This window comes from Lewinellaceae bacterium (genome assembly GCA_020636105.1).
Lineage (GTDB): Bacteria > Bacteroidota > Bacteroidia > Chitinophagales > Saprospiraceae > BCD1.
Genome location: JACJYL010000001.1, coordinates 3,945,520 through 3,969,912, shown reverse-complemented (window position 1 = coordinate 3,969,912; position 24,393 = coordinate 3,945,520). Strand labels below are relative to the sequence as shown.

16 protein-coding genes are annotated in these 24,393 nt (G+C 44.8%); 11 read left to right on the top strand and 5 right to left on the bottom strand.

The genetic code is table 11. The annotated features are described in order from the left end of the window. Window positions 1-155: 155 nt before the first annotated feature. The 9 genes from H6571_14865 (at window position 156) to H6571_14825 (ending at window position 10,665) form a co-directional block, all read left to right on the top strand. Entirely contained in the window at window positions 156-2,297 is a 2,142-nt protein-coding gene (locus tag H6571_14865) for a methyltransferase domain-containing protein (GenBank protein ID MCB9325020.1), read from the top strand. Between the two features lie 176 nt (window positions 2,298-2,473). Then, window positions 2,474-5,806 (top strand): PD40 domain-containing protein, encoded by a 3,333-nt coding sequence (locus H6571_14860; protein ID MCB9325019.1) that lies wholly within the window; start codon window positions 2,474-2,476, stop codon window positions 5,804-5,806. 127 nt (window positions 5,807-5,933) lie between these two features. Next, on the top strand, window positions 5,934-6,386 hold the full coding sequence (locus tag H6571_14855) for a hypothetical protein (protein MCB9325018.1): 453 nt from the start codon (window positions 5,934-5,936) through the stop codon (window positions 6,384-6,386). A 184-nt stretch (window positions 6,387-6,570) separates the two neighbouring features. Next, window positions 6,571-7,260 carry a hypothetical protein gene (locus tag H6571_14850; GenBank protein MCB9325017.1) on the top strand — a complete coding sequence of 230 codons (690 nt, stop codon included), beginning with the start codon at window positions 6,571-6,573 and terminating at the stop codon, window positions 7,258-7,260. Between the two features lie 160 nt (window positions 7,261-7,420). Beyond that, entirely contained in the window at window positions 7,421-7,753 is a 333-nt protein-coding gene (locus tag H6571_14845; protein MCB9325016.1) for a hypothetical protein, read from the top strand. Between the two features lie 335 nt (window positions 7,754-8,088). Beyond that, entirely contained in the window at window positions 8,089-8,754 is a 666-nt protein-coding gene (locus tag H6571_14840; protein ID MCB9325015.1) for a T9SS type A sorting domain-containing protein, read from the top strand. An 11-nt stretch (window positions 8,755-8,765) separates the two neighbouring features. Next, window positions 8,766-9,887, top strand: coding sequence for a lactonase family protein (locus H6571_14835; protein MCB9325014.1), 1,122 nt, complete (start codon window positions 8,766-8,768; stop codon window positions 9,885-9,887). A gap of 143 nt (window positions 9,888-10,030) precedes the next feature. Continuing rightward, window positions 10,031-10,252 carry a hypothetical protein gene (locus H6571_14830; protein MCB9325013.1) on the top strand — a complete coding sequence of 74 codons (222 nt, stop codon included), beginning with the start codon at window positions 10,031-10,033 and terminating at the stop codon, window positions 10,250-10,252. A gap of 2 nt (window positions 10,253-10,254) precedes the next feature. After that, the gene (locus tag H6571_14825; protein MCB9325012.1) at window positions 10,255-10,665 is read left to right on the top strand and encodes a putative toxin-antitoxin system toxin component, PIN family; all 411 of its coding nucleotides are present in this window, start codon (window positions 10,255-10,257) and stop codon (window positions 10,663-10,665) included. On the opposite strand, the gene H6571_14820 is transcribed toward H6571_14825, so the two are convergent. The 4 genes from H6571_14820 to murA all read right to left on the bottom strand — a co-directional run bounded on the left by H6571_14820 (window position 10,666) and on the right by murA (window position 16,481). Continuing rightward, complete coding sequence (locus H6571_14820) at window positions 10,666-13,188, bottom strand: zinc carboxypeptidase (protein MCB9325011.1); 2,523 nt, start codon at window positions 13,186-13,188, stop codon at window positions 10,666-10,668. Between the two features lie 251 nt (window positions 13,189-13,439). Then, window positions 13,440-14,612, bottom strand: coding sequence for an acyl-CoA dehydrogenase (locus H6571_14815; GenBank protein MCB9325010.1), 1,173 nt, complete (start codon window positions 14,610-14,612; stop codon window positions 13,440-13,442). Window positions 14,613-14,648: 36 nt separating this feature from the next. After that, window positions 14,649-14,954, bottom strand: coding sequence for a DUF4286 family protein (locus H6571_14810; GenBank protein ID MCB9325009.1), 306 nt, complete (start codon window positions 14,952-14,954; stop codon window positions 14,649-14,651). A gap of 216 nt (window positions 14,955-15,170) precedes the next feature. Further along, window positions 15,171-16,481 carry a UDP-N-acetylglucosamine 1-carboxyvinyltransferase gene (gene murA / locus H6571_14805; GenBank protein ID MCB9325008.1) on the bottom strand — a complete coding sequence of 437 codons (1,311 nt, stop codon included), beginning with the start codon at window positions 16,479-16,481 and terminating at the stop codon, window positions 15,171-15,173. 337 nt (window positions 16,482-16,818) lie between these two features. On the opposite strand from murA, the gene H6571_14800 reads away from it, so the two are divergent. Continuing rightward, window positions 16,819-21,045, top strand: coding sequence for a CoA activase (locus tag H6571_14800; GenBank protein MCB9325007.1), 4,227 nt, complete (start codon window positions 16,819-16,821; stop codon window positions 21,043-21,045). A gap of 577 nt (window positions 21,046-21,622) precedes the next feature. After that, entirely contained in the window at window positions 21,623-22,897 is a 1,275-nt protein-coding gene (locus tag H6571_14795; GenBank protein ID MCB9325006.1) for a membrane dipeptidase, read from the top strand. A 95-nt stretch (window positions 22,898-22,992) separates the two neighbouring features. Here the strand turns inward: H6571_14795 and H6571_14790 are convergent, their stop codons facing one another. Next, window positions 22,993-24,246, bottom strand: a complete 1,254-nt coding sequence (locus H6571_14790) for a hypothetical protein (protein MCB9325005.1) — start codon at window positions 24,244-24,246, stop codon at window positions 22,993-22,995. Window positions 24,247-24,393: the final 147 nt, after the last annotated feature.

Here is a 24,393-nt window from a genome sequence, read left to right as displayed (position 1 = left end):
CCGGCGAGTCAAAAACCTGGAAAAAATTAGACCTTGTAGATAGCTTTAATTACATCCATATTATGCCTTCCAGCACCAAAAGACCTTATATTTAAACTTTATTTGAGAAAAAATAAATAAAAAATCCGGCAGAAGGTCTTTATCAATCTAAAGCTATGACAATCAAAAAATTAGAAAAGGAGTTAAAAAAAATTTACAAAAAAATAGTTCAACAGGATCCTGCAGCCAGAAGCATTTCTTCTGAAGTCCATGAAACGTTCAGGCTGAGTGCCAAAAACCTGTACCGGTACATGATCCTCAGAAGTTTTGACCTGAGAAAACTCCACGACAATCTTTCCGACCTGGGCATTTCCTCCATCAGGACGGCTGAAGGTTATGTCTATTCCAACCTCTTCAATGTCATTAAACTCCTACGATTACTCCAGGGAAAAACATGGATTGACGAACCCGAAGTGGAAACCATCGGGTATAAACGAAGCATGAAGTTATTGCGAAAGCACGCCAACGAACTTTTCGGGAGAAACAGGAAAAAACACTTTACTGAAATCATGGTCACTTTACCCGACGAGGCTGCAGATGACATCACTCTGATCAGGAATTTGGTAGCGGAAGGCATGGAAATCGCCCGGATAAACCTAAGCCACGGAGATGTTGACCTTTGGAAAAAAATGATCGCCAACATCAATCAGGTAAAAAAAGAAACAAACAAACGGGTAAAGATTTTCATGGATCTGTCCGGACCTAAAATGAGGACCTCCGCAATCCAGATCCATACCAAAAAAGGGAAAATCAATGAGTATGTAAAACTAAATGTCGGGGATCATTTGGTGTTGACCAAAAAGGATACGAAGGGCCGGGAATCCCTTCATGATGAAAATAACGACTTAATCCATGCTGCCGAGATCGGCGTTTTACTCCCACAGATCATTGATGACATAAAAGTAGGGGACACCCTTTATTTTGATGATGGCATGATTAAAGCCGTCGTCATTGACAAAAACCCGGACGACGCCATCCTGGAGATCATCAAAGCCTATAAATCAAAACTCTCCTCCAACAAAGGGATCAACCTGCCCAACACCATGCTCAATCTGCCTTCCCTGACAGAACGGGATATTGAGTTACTCCCGTTTGTTTGCCAATATGCGGATATAGTCGGGTATTCATTTGTCAGAAAGCCGGAGGATGTCATCCATTTATACAATGAGCTGGATAAAAATAAAAACAACGACATCGGGGTTGTCTTAAAAATAGAAAACCAGGAGGCTTTCGAAAATCTGCCCCTCATCCTTTTTGAGGCCATGAAACGGAATAAAATCGGGGTGATGATCGCAAGGGGAGATCTGGCGGTTGAGATCGGGTTCGAACGCATCTCCGAGGTGCAGAATGAGATTCTTTGGCTGTGCGAAGCTGCCCACGTCCCGGTCATCTGGGCCACCCAGGTGCTTGAGAACCTCGCCAAAACAGGGGTCGCCACCCGCGCCGAAGTATCGGATGCCTCTATGAGCGTTCAGGCAGAATGTGTGATGCTGAATAAAGGGCCTTTCATCGTGGATGCCGTCCGGACATTGAAGGACATCACACTGAAAATGGCGGCTCATTCTTCCAAAAAGAAAAGCTCCCTTCGGGCATTGAAGGTGGCCAAAAATGCCCTTTTAAAAATGGATAAAACAAAAATGGCCGTCGACCTTTTCGATAAATATGCCGATCGGTACCAGGAAAAATACATGGATGTGAGTTTGTACCACGACACCTTTGATCTGTTTTGCGACGCCATAAAAAAGGAAAATGCCGAAATCCTGGAATTGGGCTGCGGCCCCGGAAATATTACCCGGTATTTGCTCGAAAAACGCCCGGGCATTAAACTATTGGGAACCGACCTGTCCAAACGGATGATCACCCTGGCCAAAATAAATAACCCTGCCGCTGAATTTGAATTGATGGACTGCAGAGATTTTCGCCGCACAGGTAAAAAGTACGATGGCATCATGGGTGGCTTTTGTTTACCATACCTCTCCAAGGAGGACTCGATCAAACTCATACAGGATGCGTTTGCTTCATTAAACCCCGATGGCGTACTCTATTTAAGTACCATGGAAGATGATTACGACAAATCCGGGCTCAAAGGCCCAAGTTCCGGGGAGCCTGACCAGTTGTTTATTCATTACCATGAAGCCGGATACCTGACAGAGGCCCTGACGGTTAACGGGTTTGCCATCCTGGAATTAAGTCGTAAAGAATATTCTGGACCGGACGGGGCTCCTGTGACCGACCTGGTGATCATAGCGCAAAAGTAAAATTCAATTATATTCGTTCAAACCGGGTTCCGTTTTATTTTTAAGGAAGAATAGAACACGGATTGAACAGGTAAAATGGATAAAAACGGATTATTATAGTCTTTGATCCCATTTTCGCTTTTTTACCAAAAAAACTTATCTTGTTTTAATTAAAACACCAATCCAAAAAAAACATGATGGATATCAAAGACAAATCTCCCGAAGTAAAAAAACAAACACAACACATTTCCAGACTTTTTACCGTTATCGTATTTACCATTCTTTGCGGGCATTCAATTTTCGCACAGGGAACCCGATTGCTCCGGCAACCCACCATCAGTGCTACACATATTGCCTTTGCCTACGGCGGCGACATTTGGATCACCTCACTTGGTGATGCGGATGCCGTCCGACTCACCAGTACGCCTGCGGTGGAAAGCGACCCTCATTTTTCACCGGACGGTAAAACGATCGCCTTTACGTCCAACCGTTCAGGAAATGAAGCCGTTTATGCCCTTCCCATTGAAGGAGGAACGCCCAAACGACTTACCTGGCACCCAAGTTCGGCCCTTGCCCGCGGATGGTCGGTAGACGGCAAAAGAGTGCTTTACGCCTCTAACCGGGAAACCGCCCCTACAAACTTTAATCGACTCTGGACCGTCTCTGTCGATGGAGGGCCATCAACCATGCTCACCCAACAATGGGGAAATGACGGTTCCTACTCCCCGGATGGCAAACAGATCGTTATCGACCGGGTACGCCGCTGGGATTCGGAATGGCGCGGATACCGAGGCGGGCAAAATACTCCATTGACCATCCTAAACCTGGCTGATCTTTCGGAAACAAAAATCCCGTATGAATCAACGTTTGAAATTCAACCGCTCTGGATGGGCAATATGATCTATTTTTTATCCGACAGGGACGGCATTTCCAACGTTTGGTCTTATGAACCTAAATCGAAGAAGCTTAACCAAATAACTTCTTTCACCGGCTCAGATGTAAAATGGCTGGACGGAAATGGAAGTACCCTTGTCATCGAAAGGGACGGTTATCTTCATACCCTTGACCCGGCGACCGGAAAGACCAAACAATTAAATATCCTGGTGAAAGGAGATTTCCCTTGGGCAGAAACAAAATGGGAAGACCTCAGTAAGGATGTCAGTGCCGCAGCGCTTTCTCCCACCGGACAACGGGCCGTCATGGAAGCCCGCGGAGAGATCTTTTCCGTTCCGGTAGAGCATGGAGATACCAGGAACATTACCCAAAGCTCGGGGGCTGCCGACCGCGCGCCGCTCTGGTCTCCCAAAGGAGAGGACATCGCCTGGTTCTCCGATGCCGGCGGCAAAGGTTATGCGTTAATGTTAGCTGCCCAGGATGGATTGTCGGCCCCCAGAAGTATATCCATTGGCATTTCAAAAATGGCCTGGGAACCCACCTGGTCCCCGGATGGGAAGTTCATCGCCTTTGTGGATGACGATGTCAGGGTAAGGATTGTCAACCTGGAAACAGAAGAGATCAAAACAGCAGATACCGGCGGGACCAACCTCGAACGGGGAGATATGGGTCTTACCTGGTCTTCAGATTCCGAATGGCTGGCCTATTCCAAAACAGGAAGCAATAATTTCAGACAGATCATGATCTGGTCACAAAAAGATCAAAACTTCCGCGCCGTCACCAATGCTTTTGCCGATTCGTTTTCTCCTTCATGGGATATGGACGGCAAACATTTATACTTCCTGGCCAGTACCGAACTCGCCCTCGGTTCCGGATGGGCGAATACCAGTTCCATGACGGCCGATCCTGAGTACGCCGCTTATGTGATCAATTTGCGAAAAGACGAAGCCTCTCCTTTTAAACCGCGCAGCGATGAAGAACCGGTAAAGGAAGAAAAGAAAGAAGAACCTGCGGATAAAGCCAAAGACAAGGAAGCTCCGGCAGATAAAAAGGACGGGGAAAAAGCCAAAGAAGCCCCCGCAGAAAAGAAAGATTCCGTGCTGATCGATTTTGAAGGTATTGAGCGCAGGATCATTGCCCTTCCTATTTCAGAGAGCAATTATCGATTCACTTTAACCGCTCCGGCAGGATCCGTTTTTATAGGAGAAGACAAACCCAACGGTAACGGCATTACCCTCCAGAAATTTACGCTTGAGGATCGTGAAGCCAAAGAATTTATCGACGGCGTGCGCCAGGTTTCCGTATCCACCGACGGTAAGAAAATGCTTGCCAGGATAAACGGCGGCTGGAAGGTCATGGATACCGCCAAACCCAACGGGAAAGACGGAAAATCGCTTCAGGTTGACCTTCAGATGAAATTAAATCGGACGGAGGAATGGGCCCAGATGTTTGAAGAAACCTGGCGTTACGAGCGCGACTATTTCTACGATCCGAATATGCATGGTCGCAACTGGCAGAAAGTCCACGATCGTTATGCCCCGTTGGTGCCTTTTGTCAAACACCGGGCAGACCTCAACTATATTCTCGATCAGGTGAATGGAGAACTTTCCGTTGGACATAGTTTCGTTTCCGGTGGGGATCATCCCGAGGTGGATAAATCCGTAGTGGGATTACTGGGCGCTGACCTGGTGGCCGAAAATGGCCGATGGAAAATCAGCCAGATCTATACGACAGAAAGCTGGAATCCGGACCTGACGAGCCCGCTGGACCGTCCTGAACTGAAAGTCCAAGAAGGTTATTATATCGTAGGAATTAATGGAGAAGAACTTAGAGATACCGATGATCCATACCAGTTTTTGGATGGTACCGCTAACCGCCAGACCGTTTTACATATCAACGACAAACCCACCTTTGAAGGAGCGTGGAAAGAGATCGTCGTCCCGGTAACCAGCGAATATGGTTTACGGCAAAGAGCCTGGGTGGAAAACAATCGCAAAATGGTGGATCAGCTATCCGGTGGCAAACTGGGGTATGTTTGGATCCCGAATACCGGGGGACCGGGTTTTGTGTCTTTCAATCGTTATTTCTTTGCGCAGCAGGACAAATTAGGTGCCGTCATTGACGAGCGCTTCAACGGTGGCGGATTGCTGGATGATTACATGGTTGACCTGATGACCCGTAACCTCAGGGCCGCCCTTACCAATGAGGTACCCAACGGGGTGCCGATAAAATTGCCGGCCGGAATATTGGGTCCAAAAGTTTTGCTGATCAATGAAATGGCGGGATCCGGGGGAGATTTTTTCCCATGGGTTTTCCGTCAACAAAAGGCAGGAGCCCTGATCGGCACCCGTACCTGGGGAGGGCTGGTGAAATCATCCACACATTATCGATTGGTAGACGGAGGTCGGGTCACTGCCCCCGACAATGCGGTATTCGACCCCATCAACCATAAGTGGGTAGCAGAAAACCATGGCGTTGCACCGGACATTGAAGTGTTCCAGGATGCAAAATCGTTGTCACAAGGCAAAGATCCCCAACTGGAAAGAGCCGTCAAAGAAGTTTTAATACAACTCGAAAAAGAAAAGGAACTAAAAGTGACTCCACCGCCATTTTCTACCCCGGCGAAACGCAATTAATATTTTTAACCGCTAAGTTCGCAACGGGCGCAAAGCAATCTTTGCGCCCGTTGCACCTCCCTCGCGTCCATCGCGGTTAAATTTCTCTTATTTCTATACTGAGGTTATGAGTCAAAAGCACCCACTTATGCAAAAAATATTCGCTTTTATTCTATTACTGTCTTTATCCGGCTGTTCCTACATCACGGATTTCTACATTTTTAATTCCACCGACCACAATATCACCATTGAGTACCAACCTCGTGAAATTTCCGAATACGAAGTGTTTGCCACCAGCCCAAGGATCGTCGGATTTGGAAAGAAAACCGATATTTCGGAGATCAAAAATGACTCCGGTGTTCAATTTGATCCCGAAAACAAAATCGTGCGCTGTGAATTAAAACCCAAACAAGCCTTATGGATCGGATCGGACATGAATTTCTCTTTGGAGAACGACTATGCCGCCGCCGCGCTGAAAGAACGCCTGGTTTACCTGAATATCGAAACCGACGGTAAAACCGTGAAACTGACACCCGACAATGTGCTTGAGCATTTCAAAACGTATAGAAAATATGTGGTGGTGGGCTTTGAGGTGAAGTAGATCAATAACGGGCGTATTACGATGGAAGGTCAGTAGTTTTTTGATTCATCAAGCCATGCAAAATTAAAAAACATTTGCGTCGTGCTTTAGCGCGACGAAAAGAATAAAACCAAAAAACCTGGCCTTTAGGCCTTTTCAATCCAAAATCGACGCGTTCTGAAACAAAAACTGTAAAAGTCATCTTATGAAACCACAGGAAAATGTGCTCCAACGCATGGAGCAACACATCATCGACTGGCAGGAAACGGGCGATCAACGGCATGTATTTTTGAGCTGCTACCGTTTGATGACCGCCAATATGCTGACGGCCGTTGAAGAGAACCGTTTTCACGACAAGTTATGGGTCAACAACCTGCTGCATCATTTTGCCGATTATTATTTTGAAGCCCTGGCCTGTTACGACTGCGGGGAAGAAGTACCCCAGGTTTGGAAGCAGGTGCATGAAGCCACCCGGCAAAAAAAACTGCATCGGCTCCAAAAACTCATGATGGGGGTGAATGCACACATAAACTATGACCTGGTCCTCACGCTTTACGATGTGCTGTGCGACGAATGGCCTACCCTTTCTCCGGAAGTCCAAAAAATCCGCTACGAGGATCACTGCACCGTCAACGACATCATCTCTGCTACCATCGACAAAGTACAGGATGAGATTCTCGAACCGAATGACCCCATCATGGCCTGGATCGACCAGGCTTTCGGCCGCCTCGATGAATACCTGTTATCCCGCCTGATCAGCAGCTGGCGGCAGAACGTGTGGGAAAACACCCAAAAGATGCTGGCAACGGATTCCCCCGCAGAGCGGGAGATCCTGAGGCTGGAGGTTGAGCGGCATGTGTTGCACCGGGGCAAGGTGCTTTCTTTGGGGAAGTAGGGTTTTAAAATTCACAGTTTTGTCATTTAATCGTGGTTTTCTTCATTTTACACCTCCCCACGCAACTAAAATCCAAATCTTTCCGTCTTCCATAATAACTTTTTTTGCTTTTTCCAGGAAGGAGCAAAGCACCCATTCATTTAATCATAAAAATTTTAACATGCAAAAGCTCTCATTTTTAATTTTCGGCACGCTGTTGGCCTTAACCTCCTGCACCAAAGAAACGCCAATCGCCAATGTAGACTGTAGCACCGTGACTTTCTCTAACGTCATTTTTCCAATTTTTGAGCAAAACTGTAACCTGTCGGGGTGCCATGGCGGAAACACCTATAACGGCACCTTTACGAGCTACAACAACATCAAAACGATCGTCAATAATGGGCAACTGAGGAGCACCGTTCTGGATTTCAGAACCATGCCCCAGGGAGGTAGCCTTACCAGTGAGCAACTGGGGCAGATCCAGTGCTGGCTGGATGACGGGGCACCGCAATGACAATTAAAGGTTGAAAGAGTGAAAATCCTTGATTTTTCTTCAGGCGAAGGGAAATCATGGATTTTCGCCCCTGCCTGTCTGCCGTCAGCTTTGACAGGAAGGATTGCCAAATTTATTTTATTAATGAGAAACGAATTAATTGGATTATCCTGCAAAAAAAAATCCGTTTATATTCGTCAAATTCGTTCTATCTGTGTTCCATCGTGGAAGTATAGAACCTGCCTTTGCCGGCACGGATGAAATGGATAAAAAACGACTTTTAAAGGTCTTAAACCTGATTTCAATTTAGCGGGTATTTACAATTTTTTTGACCAGACTATTCCAATACATTAACCATGAAGAAATGCTTCCTGATATGCCTGACGGTTTTCCAGATGAATGTCGTGTCGGCACAAATTTCATGTGACTCAGCCTATGCGCTTTGCGATTCCATCCGCATTGATTCCGTCCTTTTTACCCATAATGAAAACGGAGACCGAATCCATTTCTTCATTCAAAGTACCTACCACACCTTATATGCTCCCGTTTTCAGCATTTGCCCGACGGAGGAAGATATTCTATTGTTGGACAACAATTTCGAACTTTTCGGGATCGGAGGCCCTTCCATGGTTTACCTTTATTACCAATTTCAGAATTTTGATTTTTCACTTGATTCGCTCCCGGGCGAGATCATTCTCGATAATTCAAACAATTCCCTTTCCGACTGCAGGATTCCTTTCAATGCTTCTACCGCCATCTCGCCAAACGGCCTGGAGCAGGTTATTCCACAAAAGGAAATAATCCTCTCCCCAAATCCTGCAAAGGCCTTTTTGACCATTTATTGGCCAACTTCCCATTCAGACATTCGGGGCATTCAGTTACTCGACCTCGCCGGCAAAAGACAGCCAATCCGGATGTCAGATAATTTAATGGATTTGAGTTTGGTCCCGTCAGGTTTGTTTATCTTGCACATTGAATTGAATGACGGAACATTGATTACAAAGAAAGTAATCAGGCAATAAAAAAACAATCCATGAAATTTTACCTCACGATTTTTGCACTCTTGTTCCTGGCCGGTTGTCGGAATAATGAAGATACCGCTGCCATGGAAAACAAAGATCATACCTTTTACGTCGGCACCTATACCGATGGGGACAGCCAGGGTATTTATAAATATTCACTTTCAGAGGATGGCCATTTAAAAAAGACAGGGCTGGCTGCAACTGCTGAAAATCCGTCCTTTCTGGCCCTGAGCCCGGACAAACGTTTTTTGTTGGCCGTCAATGAAACGCATCCGGAAGGGGGAGCCGGCATGGTTGAATCTTTTAAGATCAAAGGCGATACCCTGCTTTTGATCAACCAGCGTTCTTCGGGCGGAGCCGACCCTTGTTTTGTGACCATCAATGAATCCGGGTACGTGCTCACCGCCAACTACACCGGGGGAAATGTAGGGTTGCTGAAATTGAATAAAAATGGTTCCCTGACCGATTTACTTGACGTTGAACAGCATACCGGAAGCGGCACCACGGATAGACAGGAAGGACCCCATGCGCATTCCACCTGGTTTACCGCCGATGGGAACAATGTCATTTCCGTTGACCTGGGCACCAACGAACTTTGGTTTTCCCAAATTGATTCTAAACAGGAAAAATTAGTGCCAAATGATCCCCAGAAACTGGCCATGCGCCCAGGTGCAGGTCCGCGACATTTAGCTTTTCATCCCAATGGAAACTGGATTTATGTGATCAACGAGCTGGACAATACAATAGACCTGGTACAGAAAGGCGAAACCGGCCTGTACGAAGCGGTTGCCTTTTTTCCCACACTGCCTTTGGGGTATTCCGAACCCAGTTTCTGTGCAGACATTCATATTTCATCGGACGGAAAATTCCTGTACGCCTCCAACCGGGGACATAACAGTATCGCAATTTTCAGCATTAATGAATCCGACGGTTTTTTACAATGGGCGGGCCATGAAAATGTTCAGGGAAAGTGGCCCCGCAACTTTTCAATATCCCCGGATGGGAATTTCCTGCTTGTCGCCAATCAGCATTCCAACAATATCGTCTCCTTCAAACGGGATAAAGACAACGGATACCTCGAATTTGTGGATCAGATTGAGGCCCCGAGCCCGGTATGCATCTTGTTTGATTAAAAAATAATCATCCGTCAATGATCTAAAGGAATCTTAGCGGATTAAAATAAATTTTAAAAATTGTCCACCTCCCTGAAAACTAAAACATTGACTTTAAAATACTTTATATGTACTTTTACTTTTGGTTTAAATATTGATGAAATATGAACGCAGCAAAAAAGTTAACCAATTTACAAATTGAATTACTGGAAGTATTCAAATATGATCTCAGTGAAAAACAAATCAAGGAGATAAAAAATCTATTGGTGGAATATTTTTCAAAAAAAGTAACCGAAGGTATAGATGAACATTTTGAAGACAAACAATGGGGCCCGGAAAAAATAGAAGAATGGGCAAAAGAACACATGAGAACCAAATATAATTAAAAATGAAGGTCGTTATTGATACGAATGTATTATTGATGTCCTTACCTAAAATATCGAAATATCGTCCGATTTTTGATGGTTTAATCCAATCTAAATTTCAATTGGCCATAAGTAATGAAATCCTACAGGAATACATTGAAATAATTGGTCAAAAGACTAACAATGAAATCGCCCAAAACCTCGCCGAATTATTAATTAAGCTTGAGAACGTTGAAAAAATTGATGTATATTTTCGGTGGAATTTAATCCAAAAAGATCCTGATGATAACAAATTCGTTGATTGCGCCATTTCTGCCGGAGTCAAATACATCGTTTCAAATGACAAGCATTTTAATGCATTAAAAGAAATTGATTTCCCTCCTGTTGAAATCGTTGATGCAGATACTTTTTTGGAAGAATTACAAAAATCCTAATCACTTCATAAACACCGCATTAGAAAACAACAGCTTCCCGTTCTCCCAAAAGCTTCGGAAAAGCGGGTTGTCCACCAGGTAAATGAATTCACCCCGGCCTTGGTCTTCCACGGCGAAGGTCGTGGTGTTGGCCAGTTTTTTTAATGCATTTTGTCCCACAAAACCAATCACTTCAGACTTTTCCCCAACCGTTCCGACATTCCAGGCCCCTTTGATATACTGGAAAGCCAGGCTGTTGGTTTTTAAGGAAAAATAAGTCTTGCCAAATCCATATCCCAGTGGATGGGTGTTATCCATTTTTAGTTTAAATATCGCCCCCGGGCTGGCCTCCCACAGGTATTGTCTCGACTGGTCGGAATAGGAATCCAGCCGTCTGTCCATGGAAGATTTTTCCTGCTGCCTTTTGGCTTCACTTTCGGCATCATCGGTGGCGAATTCTTTGAGGGCAAATCCTTCCTGGCCCGCAAAAGCATTTACGGCATTTCCTAAAGCAATGACACGGCCACCGCCTCTCACCCAATCGACGATCTTTTCCCTGGTTTTGAAAGAAAAATTGTAATAACCTTCCGGAAGGATCAGCAATTCATAATCTTCAAGGTTGATTCGGTCAATATTTTCGGCATTATAAACATCAACGGGATATTCTAGTTCCTGTTCAAAGAAGAACCACAACTGACCAAAACTATTGGCTCCTGTCTGCGGGCCGGAAAGCAGGGCAATGTTCGGATGCTCCAGCAACTGCAAATTCTCAGATCCAAGGTCCCCTCCAAAATCGGAAAAACCGGTGGAAGCAAGAAATAATTTGCGCTTATATGCTGAAGCTGCCTCGCGGACTACGGCATCAAAACCTGCTATTTTACGATTGTCTGCCCGGGTGATGACGAGTGTTCCTGAGGCATAGGTATTCCCGGCATTTGAAAAAGGCGTATGTGCTGCACGGACTTTGATGCCTTTTTTCAGCAGTGCACCCAAAAATCGGGCATCTTCCATCGAACCCCAACGCAGGAAATAAGCGTAGGGTTTCGTATCTTCTGTAAGTTTTAAGTCAAAGTTTTCAAACAAATACTCCTTTGTGGGGGTCAGCCGTTCTTTGGTGGCATAAGTTTCCAGCCCGTATGCATAAGGCAGCGACCAGGCGGTGATGTCATAAGTCATGGAGTCGGCAAGTTTGGCATCCGGATCAAAAAGCACCTGGGTCAACACGCCCTGTGGCTGGTAAGCAGATATGAGCAGGTCACTTGATTCCACTTTTAGAGTGATCTCTTTCCCTTCCTGGTAATCAAACGCTTTTACGCCCTGCGTTCCCGTAGCTTTGCCATAGCGGATTCCGTTATTATCCATCAGCCGGCAGAGCGCCTTCATTTTATCAGGATTATTGGTATGTTTGATGATATAGGTCTTGAACTGTCCCGGAGGGTCGTTATTTGCCGTTTTAAAGTATGCCTCAAAATTTTTAATGATCCGGTCAGCATTGAGTGAAGAAACTTCTATCGTGGAAAGGGAAGTAGTTTTATGGTGCTCGATCCGATCATTGAGGGTGAGGGTATCTCCGGTTTCCATCAAAATGGCCCGACCTGAAATGCCGTGCCCTGCCTGCTCGTAGGTCATGCCGATAGCCCCGTTAAAAGCCGGATAGGTATCGCCATAACTGGGATAAAACAGGTCAAAAACTTCCTTGGTGAAATAGAGCCACCCGTTTTTATCAAAATACTTAGTATGATTTTTCCCGATTTCCGTCTGGAAACGGGCCTGCCAGTCGGTCAGGTATTGGTGATAGGGCTGAGCCGCCGGCGCGAAATAATAAGAATTATCGGGATATTGTTCATGCAGATCGGCATGCACATGGGGCATCCATTGACGATAGACTTTCATACGTTGCTGTGTCTCTACCTGCGTTTGCCAGGCCCAGTCGCGGTTGAGATCGAAAAGGTAGTGGTTGACGCGACCTCCCGGCCAGGGTTCCCGGTGTTCCCTGACGCCGCGTGTAGGGTTGGGGATAAGGTCGGACACACTCCTGTTCCAGTGCGAATACCTTGAGTAACCATCCGGATTCAAAGAAGGATCCAAAATGACGATGGTATTTTTTAACCATTCCTCCACTTCTTTATTTTTTCCGCCAGCCAATTCATAAAGCACGGCCATGGAACTTTCCGAACCTCCGGCCTCATTGCCATGGACGCTGTAACTCAACCATACGATGGCCCTGTCCAGGGAAGCATCGGTTGTTCCTTCCAGTAAACCTGTTTTCCGCAAATTATTCAGGCGTATATTTTCCAGATTCGCCATATTTTCTTCACTGGATATGATGGCGAGGATCAACGGTCTGTCCTCGTTGGTCTTTCCATATTTGACCAGTTTCACCTTATTGCTGTTGGCGGCAACGTATTCCACGTAATCGACCAACAGGTGATGCGGTGTAAATCGTTCCCCCAGTTTATGAGGCAGGAATTCATCAGGGGACTGGAGCTGCGCGCTTAAGGGCAAAACGAAGCCAAACAGGCATAAAAAGGTTAGAAATCTCATGGTCAAATTGTTTCAGGTTTATATTATAATTTGGGAATGGAAAATCGTTCAAACACCAACAATCATTTTAAGAAAACAGAAAACCGGGGTGAATTTAGGTATAAATATTAAAATACAGGGAATGGAATGTTCAATCCCCTTTTACAAAAAGAATCCCGAATTTGTTTTTTCAACAAATCCGGGATGATGATTTTTATTTACAGGCATCTCCTGGAGATAATTTTCCGGGATTGCTTTTCAATGATCCATACTTACTCCGCCTTTCCGTTAGGAAGATAAAGTTGTCCCTGCAGAATATTCCTGGAGATGACGATGCGCTGTACCTCAGAAGTTCCCTCATAGATCTGGGTGATCTTGGCGTCACGCATCAGTCGCTCGACGTGGTATTCCTTCACGTATCCGTATCCCCCGTGAATCTGGACCGCTTCGACGGTGTGTTTCATGGCGGTTTCCGACGCAAAAACTTTGGCCATGGCGCTGGCGCTGTTGTAATCCAGGCCCTGGTCTTTCAGCCATGCTGCGCGGTAAACGAGCATTTTAGCCGCTTCGATATCGGTGGCCATATCAGCCAGTTTGAAGGCAATAGCCTGATGATGGCTGATCGGTTTGCCGAAAGCTTCCCGTTCTTTGGAATAAGCTACTGCCAGTTCGTAAGCTCCGCCTGCTATACCAAGAGCCTGTGCGGCGATACCAATTCGTCCGCCCGCAAGGGTTTTCATGGCGAATTTGAATCCAAAACCATCTTCTCCAATCCTGTTTTCTTTGGGGACTTTCACATCATTGTACATGATGGTATGGGTATCTGAGGAGCGAATGCCCAGTTTGTCTTCCTTGGCGCCTACCACAACACCTTCCCAATCCGTCTCCACGATAAAGGCATTAATACCTTTGTGTCCTAGTTCCGGGTGGGTTTGGGCAATGACCAGATGAATATCAGATGACCCTCCGTTAGTGATCCAGTTTTTGGTTCCGTTGATGATATAATGATCCCCCATATCCTCTGCTGTCGTGCGTTGATGGGTAGCATCGCTGCCTGCTTCGGGCTCCGAAAGGCAAAAAGCCCCCAGCCACGTCCCGGTGGCCAGTTTTGTGAGGTATTTTTGTTTTTGGTCCTCGGTTCCGAATGCCTCGAGTCCCCAGCATACGAGAGAATTATTCACAGACATCAACACCGAACACGAATTATCTACTTTTGACAACTCCTCCATGGCCAGAACATAAGAGATGGTATCCATTCCTCCGCCTCCATACTTCGGGTCCACCATCATGCCAAGAAATCCGAGTTCTGCCATCATTTTGACCTGTTCCGTAGCGAATTGCATTTTGGAATCCCGTTCAATCACCCCGGGCTTGAGTTCTTTCTGGGCAAACTCTCTTGCCGCTTCCTGTACAGCGAGTTGTTCTTCCGTAAATTCAAAAGTCATTTTATATGGTTTTATTTTAGTTACTTGTTGTTGGTTTTATTCAATGGTTTCCATTAGGGTGCGGAATGCCAGGACTTTTTCTTGGTAACGCTCTATAACCTTTGCCTGCAAAGCCGGGGCGTAAGCCCCCTGGTATTTTTGCAAATCGCTCATGTTTTTGCAAAAATACTGAATTGTGTACGTAATCCCGTCGGATTCGTCCTGTAATAACAGCCTGCAAAAGTTTTTTTCGGTAAAAAAACCGGTTGCCATGACTTCAGGGATGTGAATGTCCTTCATCCAGGCCATCCAATCGTCATGGATTTCAAGATCTACTTTAACCGTAACGTTGTAAATGATCATGATTAAGTCAATTTTGCGTAAATTTTGTAAATGTTCCAGACACCGAGATGACACCTCGTAGTAACCAGTAACAAGCAACCAGTAACGAGTAACCAGCAAGCATCCAGTTTAACACCGAGATGACACCTTTTGCTTTCCGACTATGCCTCGCCCGAAGATTTCACCTCGGAGTAACAAGCAACCAGTACCGAGCAACAAGTAACCAGTAACCAGCACTCAATGCCTGATAATTTTAGCCCCCAAGGCATTCAGGCGTTCATCAATGCGTTCGTACCCCCGGTCGATCTGGTGAATATTGTTGATAATGCTCTTACCGGTAGCTGACAATGCCGCAATCAGCAAAGCCACCCCGGCACGGATATCCGGTGAAGCCATTTGCAGACCTCTCAAAGGATGTTTTCTGCCCAAACCGATCACAGTGGCCCGGTGTGGATCACAAAGAATAATCTGGGCCCCCATATCAATGAGTTTATCCACAAAGAACAACCTGCTTTCGAACATCTTCTGATGCACCAGCAAACTGCCTCTTGCCTGGATGGCCACCACAAGGATGATGCTCAAGAGGTCAGGCGTAAATCCCGGCCAGGGCGCATCATAAATGACTGGAATAGATCCGTCGATATTGGTCTTTATTTTATATTTATCCTGGGCTGGAATAGTCAGGTCCTCCCCATTGAAGATGAGTTCGATACCGAGGCGTTCGAAGGTATGGGGAATGATGCCCAGGGCCAGGCGGTCGATACCTTGGATGGTCAGCTCCGATTGCGTCATGGCTGCCAGCCCAATAAAACTTCCTACTTCGATCATATCCGGCAACATGCGATGCGTAGTGCCTCCAAGTTCCGAAACTCCTTCGATGGTCAGTAAATTGGAGCCAACGCCGGATATTTTCGCCCCCATTCCGTTGAGCATGGCACACAACTGCTGCAGATAGGGCTCACAGGCTGCATTGTAAATTTGTGTCGTCCCTTTTGCCAATACAGCGGCCATGACTGTATTGGCTGTTCCCGTAACGGAAATTTCATCCATGAGCATGTAACAGCCCTTCAAATTGGGGGCTTCGACATAATAGATGTTCTCCTTCTTATCAAAGGTAAATTTCCCTCCCAGTTTAATAAAACTATGGAAATGAGTATCCAGGCTGCGCCGCCCGATCTTGTCGCCGCCGGGTTTGGGCAGGGTAGCCTTCCCAAAGCGTGCCAACAGGGGGCCGATCAACATAACTGACCCACGAATACGTGCCGCTTTTTGCAGAAATTCCTCCGAATAACAGTAATCGAGGTCCACCTCATCCGCCTGGAAAACGGCTGAATGTTTACTTTGCTGTTCTACTTTGACCCCCAACCCGACGAGCAGTTCAATCAATAACTGCACATCGAAAATTTGAGGAATATTGGAGATGGTTACTTTTTCGGAGGTGAGTAAAACGGCACAAATAACCTGAAGGGCTTCGTTTTTAGCTCCCTGGGGAGTGATCTTGCCGGAAAGGGTATTACCGCCGTAAACTTCAAATGCGTCTGAGAGCATGGTATGGTTTTGGATGAAGTGATAAAATTCCCCGCAAAGATAAGGTCATTGAAGGGAATAGTTTACCGTTACGACAAGGATTATGCAAAGAAATGAGTATTCGTATTACTTTTGATATTATTCGTTTTCATTCTCGTTCGCCCCCCTTGACTCCATCCCTTTTTTATCGTAAATTTATCAGACTTTGGGCGGAGTGGATCAACTAACCTTTGAAAGCCACCTTGACCCTGACTAACAAAAGTTTTGCGGGAACCTCTCTCGCAGGAAGTTTCTGCAGTTGCTTGATTCCTTCTTCCGGAGCAGTAGGAATTTATTTGGATAATTAAAACCTATAATAATGAAAAATGCTCCGAAAAACCCTGGATCCATCCTTGGAATTGATATGGGTTCCGTATCCTTATCCATAGTACAAATGGATTTTAGCGGTAAGATTCTTGATCACTTCTATTGCTTCCACAAAGGAAATTTACAACAAGCCTTATTAAATGCTCAAAAAGCATTAAACCCATGGCCCGTTTACGGGATCGGGTTCGTTTCTTCGTCAACCGAATTAAATACGGATTTCGTCCGACAGTACAATACGCAGGTGGCCATTATCGCTGCCACCAAACACTTGTGCAACAAGGCGTTATCAGTACTGCATATCGGGGCCGAAAAATTTATGCTCATTCAGTTTGATGGCGGGGGAAATTATGAATTTACCAAGTTAAATTCTTCCTGTGCTGCAGGAACGGGGAGTTTCCTGGATCAACAGGCCCGCCGGTTGAATCTGCCGGGTATTGAGGTGCTTTGTCAAAAAGCGATGAACAACCAGGATGAAATCCCTGACATCGCATCCCGCTGCGCCGTGTTTGCGAAAACAGACCTCATCCATGCACAACAACGGGGTTTTTCCATCGAGGCTATTTGCGAAAGCCTGTGCAAAGGACTGGCCACAAACATTGTAGATACAGTTTTCAGCAAGCAACCTCCGGCATTGCCGATATTGATCAGTGGTGGGGTATCCCAAAACCCGGCGGTGATCAAACATCTTGAACAACTGCTGGACGCCGCGTTTTTACGCCACGATAATGCTCATCTATTTGGCGCAATAGGAGCGGGTTTAATGCTTCTGAAAGAAGAAACGCAACGGGCTGCATTGAATATTAAGTCGCTGGATGAAATTTTAGGAAAGGAAAAATCGGCTAAAGAATATTTCTACGAACCATTGATCTTAAAATTAAGCCCTTACCCCGATTTTTCGAGCTTTAAATCCTGGAAGTTTTCTTCCTTGCACACCTGCCATCCGGAGAAGATTGAAATTGATCTTTATCGCGATCTCCACACCTTGAAAAATCATTCATGCTCCGCTGGAATAGACATCGGATCGACCAGTACCAAAGCTATTTTACTCGATAATGATAAAAAACCTCTTGCCGGATTCTATACTTATACTGCAGGAAATCCCCTTTTTGCGGTGAAGGCCATATTCGAGGCCATTGAGCATGTACAAAATGAAAATGACATTCGTTTCGACATTAAAGGAGTGGGCACCACCGGGTCTGGAAGGAGTTTTGTCGGAAAAATAATAGGCGCCGATTTAATCCTGGATGAGATTACTACTCATGCCAGGGCAGCCTATGAGCTCAGACCCGAAACCGATACCATTATTGAAATCGGTGGACAGGATGCCAAATTTACACTGATGCAAAACGGAAGGGTTACTTTCTCACAGATGAACACGGTTTGCGCGGCAGGTACCGGTAGTTTTATTGAAGAACAGGCCAAAAAACTGGATTGTTCCCTGGAAGATTATTCCTCCAAAGCGTCCAGCGCCAATGCGCCGATGGCCAGCGACCGTTGTACGGTTTTTATGGAGCGGGATATCAATCAATTGCTCAGTAAAGGATATGATTCCAATGAAATCCTGGCAACTGCACTTCATTCGGTGACTGAAAACTATTTGAAAAAAGTGGCCAGCGAAGCTTCCATTGGGAAAAATGTTTGTTTCCAGGGCGCTACAGCCCGAAACAAATCTTTGATCGCCGCATTTGAACAACGGCTTCAGCAACCCATTTTTGTGTCCGAATATTGTCATTTAACCGGGGCGTTAGGATCGGCTTTGTTGCTTCATGAACAGCAAAATACAACCACCCATTTCAGGGGGCTGGAAATTTATCATGACCATATCCCCGTTAGAACCGAGCACTGTGATTTATGTACTAATCATTGTAGCATAAGTCTCGCAAACATTAGGAATGATACCGTGGCTTACGGTTTTATGTGTGGTCGTGATTATGACACTAAAAAGCATGTTTTTAAAAACAAGGCGGGTTTTGATCTTTTGAAAGAAAGGAAAAAAATAGCTGCTGTAAAACCCGTAAAACCATTTAAGCATGACATTACCATCGGGCTGCCCGCTTCTCTTCATTTATTTGAGGAGTTGTCCCTTTGGAAGCGTTTTTTTAATAATTTATCCATCCGGACGGTAACCAGTGAGCCGTATATGGAACCTCTGAAAACGGGAAAATGTGTTGCCGGGGCGGAATTCTGTGCCCCCATCTCTTCTCATTACGGGCATGCCATGTATCTTGCCAAGAAAGCGGATTATATCTTTTTGCCGGTGTTCCTGCAAAACCGTCAAAATTCCAAAGATGCCGAAAGACAGTATTGCTACTACACCCAGTTTAGCGCTTCCCTTGTTTTTACCATGAAGTCAAATGGCATCCAGGATAAATGCTTATCTCCATTTCTGAATTTTTCAAAAGGCAATTTGTATGTTGCTCATGAGCTTTTAAATTGTTTAAAACCGATATTGAAAGGAGATATCAATTTTTTTACGGTACGTGATGCATGGAATGAGGCCTTGTCTTTTTTTGCCGGACAAAAAGAAAAAATGGTGGATTTATTCAAATCGCATTTTTCGAAAGATAAAAACTTGTCGGTGGTTTTATTGGGAAGGCCCTACGTTGTACTTTCAAAAGTCTTAAACAAAGGAATTCCTGATATTTTCAGCGGACTAGGGGTAAAAACCTACTATCAGGATATGATCCCTTCCGATGATCAAACCCCTGGAGAAATGGATCTGATGCTAAAGAAAATTCCCTGGTATTTTGCTTCCAAAATTCTCGAAACCGCCAAAGTGGTGGCCAATACTCCAAACCTTTACCCGGTATTCATTACTGCTTTTAAGTGCTCCCCTGATGCTTTTATTATCGACTATTTCAAAAACATGCTCACCCGTTACAATAAGCCATATCTCATTCTGCAAATAGACGAACACGACTCCAATGTTGGGTATGAAACTCGAATCGAAGCGGCCATTCGATCTTTCAGCAATCATGCTTCCAGAGCGGAGGGAAAGCCTGAAGTTGATGCCCAGCCTATTGTGCCCGTTATTGAAAATAAAATAGCCGGCAAAATTTTATTATTTCCCGATTGGGATTCCATCGTGTCGCCCTTGTTGGTAGCCAATTTAAAAAGGCTAGGCATTGATGCCCGCCTGATGCGTTCCAGTCCGATGATTATTACTAAAAGTATGGCCCATAATACCGGGCAATGTCTGCCCGTCAATATTATCGCCCAGGAATATATAGAATACCTCCGGGAACACGATCTGCCGCCCGAAAAAACGCTGCTCTGGATGTTTGAAAACAAATCGTCCTGTAACATAAGACTGTATCCCCATTACATTAAAAATATCCTTGAAAAACACGGAAATGGTTTTGAAAAGGCCAACGTTTACGGTGGATTATTGACGCACCTGGAAATTTCCCTCAGCGCTTGTTATTATGCCTACTTCGCTTACCTGTTAGGTGGTTTACTGAGAGCGATAGCCTGTAAAATAAGGCCCTACGAATTGATTGAAGGAGCTACGGAGCTAGCCTTAAAAGAAAGCGTAATGCTGCTTGAACAGGCATTTCTCGGCAAAAAAAATATGGAAAAGGCAGTTGAAGATGCCGTTACTTTATTTGACCAGGTCCCCCACGAAAAGGGGATTCGGAGGCCCAAGGTTGCCATTTTTGGGGATGTTTATGTTTGCGATAATGACGTAATGAACCAGGACTTGCACCGGGCTATTGAACAAGCCGGGGGAGAAGTGGTCACCATTCCCTATTCCGATTATCACAAGCTAACTGAAGAAAATGTAATGCGCCTTATGATCAGCAGGGGCGAATATTTAAATGCGGCACAGTTCAGGCTGGTTTCTGCATTTGTGAAACTGATTGAAGAAAAATATTACCGGCATTTTGAAAGGTACCTGGGCCGGCCTACGGTTATCCATCCTAAAAAACTGGAAAAACAATTATCAAAATTCAATATTAGTCCTTTCCTGTCAGGAGAATCCTACGGCAACATCCTGAAAATTTTCTATATCCTCGAAAACCACCCTGATATTGCGCTTTTTGTTCAAACCAATCCTTCATTTTGTTGTCCTTCCCTTGTCACGGAAGCCATGACCAATGAGATAAAACGCATTACCGGCATCCGGGTGGTCACCCTGACTTATGATGGTACCAATGAATACAAGAATGATGTGCTTATTCCTTATTTACAGGGAAAGGAGATCGGCGCAGCAAAATAGGAAGAAAACAGGTGGTCCATTGATAACGAGGAATTTTGAAATTAAAAAAAACCTAAAATCAGCATTCGTTGATCCCTGTTCAATATTACTGTATTTAGAGACAGCATATTGATCAGGGATCGACAATTTACGCAAATCAAGCCTTGAAAAATATTGTGGACCCCAAAGAAGATTTTCTGTCTTTAATCATGATCAGGAAAGTACTATCCTATAAAAACAATTGCCGGGTGGAGCATAGCTCAACACCCGGCAAGGTAGGTTAAAAATTTAAATATAAAATATAAAAAAATAAAACCGGAGTGAGGATAAAAATTCGAAAAAAATAAAAGCGTTGCGAAACACCTCACTCAAAAACAAAATAAAAATAAAAATCCGGAAACCTGCCAATTAAAACTATTAATAAAACTTGGTTTCCAAGGCATTAATAAATCTCTGTTTTACACTTACAAATTAAGTACATAATTCTGAAGAAAATCTGAAATTTCGGACTTCTGCAGTATTTTTTTGTATATTGATGTAAAAAATACACCCGAACTATTATGAATCCTGTAAAATACCCTTGATTTTACTCATTATCATGACTTGCTGCAAAACAACAAAAAATACTATGGATTCCAACACCGTTTCAACTGATCTCCTGGCCAGGGCGAAAGCCATTCATGAAAAGGTTCTCGTAATGGACACCCACATTGATATCAATACCAAAAATTTTACCGATACGGTCAACTATACCCAGGAACTCGACAACCAGGTCACTCTTCCCAAAATGCATGAAGGGGGCCTTGACTGCGCCTGGTTTGTTGTATTTACCAGTCAGGATGACCTGAACGAAGAAGGTTATGCAAAGGCCTATGAAAATGCTATAGATAAATTTAAAGCCATCCACAAACTGACCGAGGAGATCGCTCCGGATCAAATCGGACTGGCCCTTACTTCGGCAGAAGCAAGAGCCAGTTACCATTCCGGAAAAAAAGTAGCCATGATTGGCGTCGAAAACGGTTACCCCATCGGAACGGATGTCAGCAGAGTCAAGGAATTTTATGATCTTGGCGCCCGTTACATATCGCTTTCTCACAATGGACACAGCCAGCTTTGTGATTCCAATACAGGGGAAAAAGACAATATCTGGTTACATAACGGAGTGAGTGAACTAGGCAAACAGGTCATCGCCGAGATGAACAAATGGGGCATCATGGTCGATGTTTCCCATCCCGCCAAATCCTCCATGCGGGATATGATTAAATATTCAAAGGCACCCATCATTGCCTCCCACTCTTCTGCCAGGGCACTATGCAATCACAGCCGGAACCTTGACGATGAACAATTGGAATGGATAAAAGCCAACGGTGGGGTTGTTCAGGCCGTGGCATTCAAAACTTATCTAAATACCGAAAAAGGAGAAAAATATCAGGATGCCTATAATGCCCTGCTGGATGAGATCGGGAAAAACAAAGGATTCAAAACTTTACCCCTGGAAGAGGTGCGCAAAATGGAAGAAAAGGACAGAGATGCTTATCTCGAACAATACAAGGCAACCGTTAAATTGGCTGAACCCCGAATGGACGAGGTCAAAAAGATCGCCCCACCGGTGAACGTTTTCGATTTTGTGGATCATATTGATTACCTGGTTAGGAAAATTGGCATCGACCATGTAGGGATCAGTTCTGATTTTGATGGTGGAGGTGGTATTGAAGGATGGAACGATGCCTCGGAAACCTTAAATGTGACCGTAGAACTGGTCCGGCGCGGCTATACGGAAAAAGAAATCGAAAAACTTTGGGGAGCTAACCTGTTAAGGGTGCTTGATGAAGTTCAGGGGATAGCCCTGAAAATCCAAAAATCGGATAAATAACATTTTTAAATAAACATGGCTCTTAAATAAAATAGTCCCTCCGATCATTAAGACCGGAGGGACTCGTTAGCTAAACCTTGAATCTATTTTACGTTTTATTGTCCTCTCGTACTTTTAGCACTACTGCTTTTTACAGGCGTATTCTTAACTGCTTTATTGTTTGTCGCCGGAGCCTGTTTTTTAACGGAAGCCGCAGGCTTTTGAGTTCTTTTCTGACCGGAACGATCAACCCCAGGGCTACTTGCGGCTGGCTTTGATTGTGTCCTGGCTTGCGGAGCAGGAGCTGGTGTACTCTTTCTTACCGTCGCACTTTTCCCGGAATCATTTTTCCTGACAGGTGTGGCACTTCTGTTATCCACAGAAGGTTTAGCCGGTTCAGTAGCGCGGTTTGTTTCCGGGCGGGTGGTTGTTTTTCTTTCCTGTTCTTTAGTCACCTTTGGAGTCGTGTTACGGTTGGTCTCAGGAACCCTTGGTTCGGCTTTTTTCCCATTATCCGCCTGGCGGTTTGGAGTATTAACCCGGGGCTGCTTCACGACATTATTTTCCTTTTTAATGTCATTACGATTATTATTTTGCACTACAGCTGCACGTTTGACCGGTGCTTTACCTTGTTTTACCCGAACATTATTGGTACGATCCAGAACATTGTGGCTATAGACCCTGTGAGGTTTGTAAAAATTATGCACATGGATTACCCGGTGTACACGGGCCACATGATAGTGTTGATGGTAGACGACGATTCTTGGGCGATACACATTCCAGGCATATGGGTGCCAGGGACTCCACCATGTTGGGTAATATTGCCACCGGTAAGGGGAAACATACACACGATAGTTGTATCCGAAAATATCCTGTACAGCCGGCCAATAGTAAACATTGACGTAACTGCTGTTGTAATTCGAATTGTAGTTGGATCCGTTGTAAGCATATCCTTCATAAGGTTCTACAATAACCTCTTGTCCATAAAGATCTTCATCTCCTACAATTTGAAGAACAGCATCCCGGCGACCTGTTTTTTCAATTTCTATGACAGCCACATCCTGCACATCATACCTGCCTAGTGCCACCTGAAGTACAATGGCATGGAAATTACCCTGTCTTCTGTGTTCAACGCGGATGTAATCAATCCTTCCGTCCCAGTCAAGGTCCAGGTTATTGACCCAGGTATCTTCGGTATTCAGTTTTCTTTCAAAATCACTGAGAGAGCGGGACTGTTTAAACAATTCAATAGCACCTTCCAGGCTAAAATAGTCCCCATCGTATCCTGTTCTGTCTGTCCCACCATACTGGGCGCTGGCTGTAGTCAAAAGGACCATGGATACCAACCAACTGAAAATTACTTTTTTCATAGCTTAATTTTTAAAGGTTTACAAAAAGGACATTTTTTATGTGCCTCGTTATACACCCTTAAGACGTTTTAAGCAGACCATGTACTACAAAGAAAGTCTGGCTTTAATGAAAGATTAACCATGGTTAATTAAATGTGAAGAAAATGA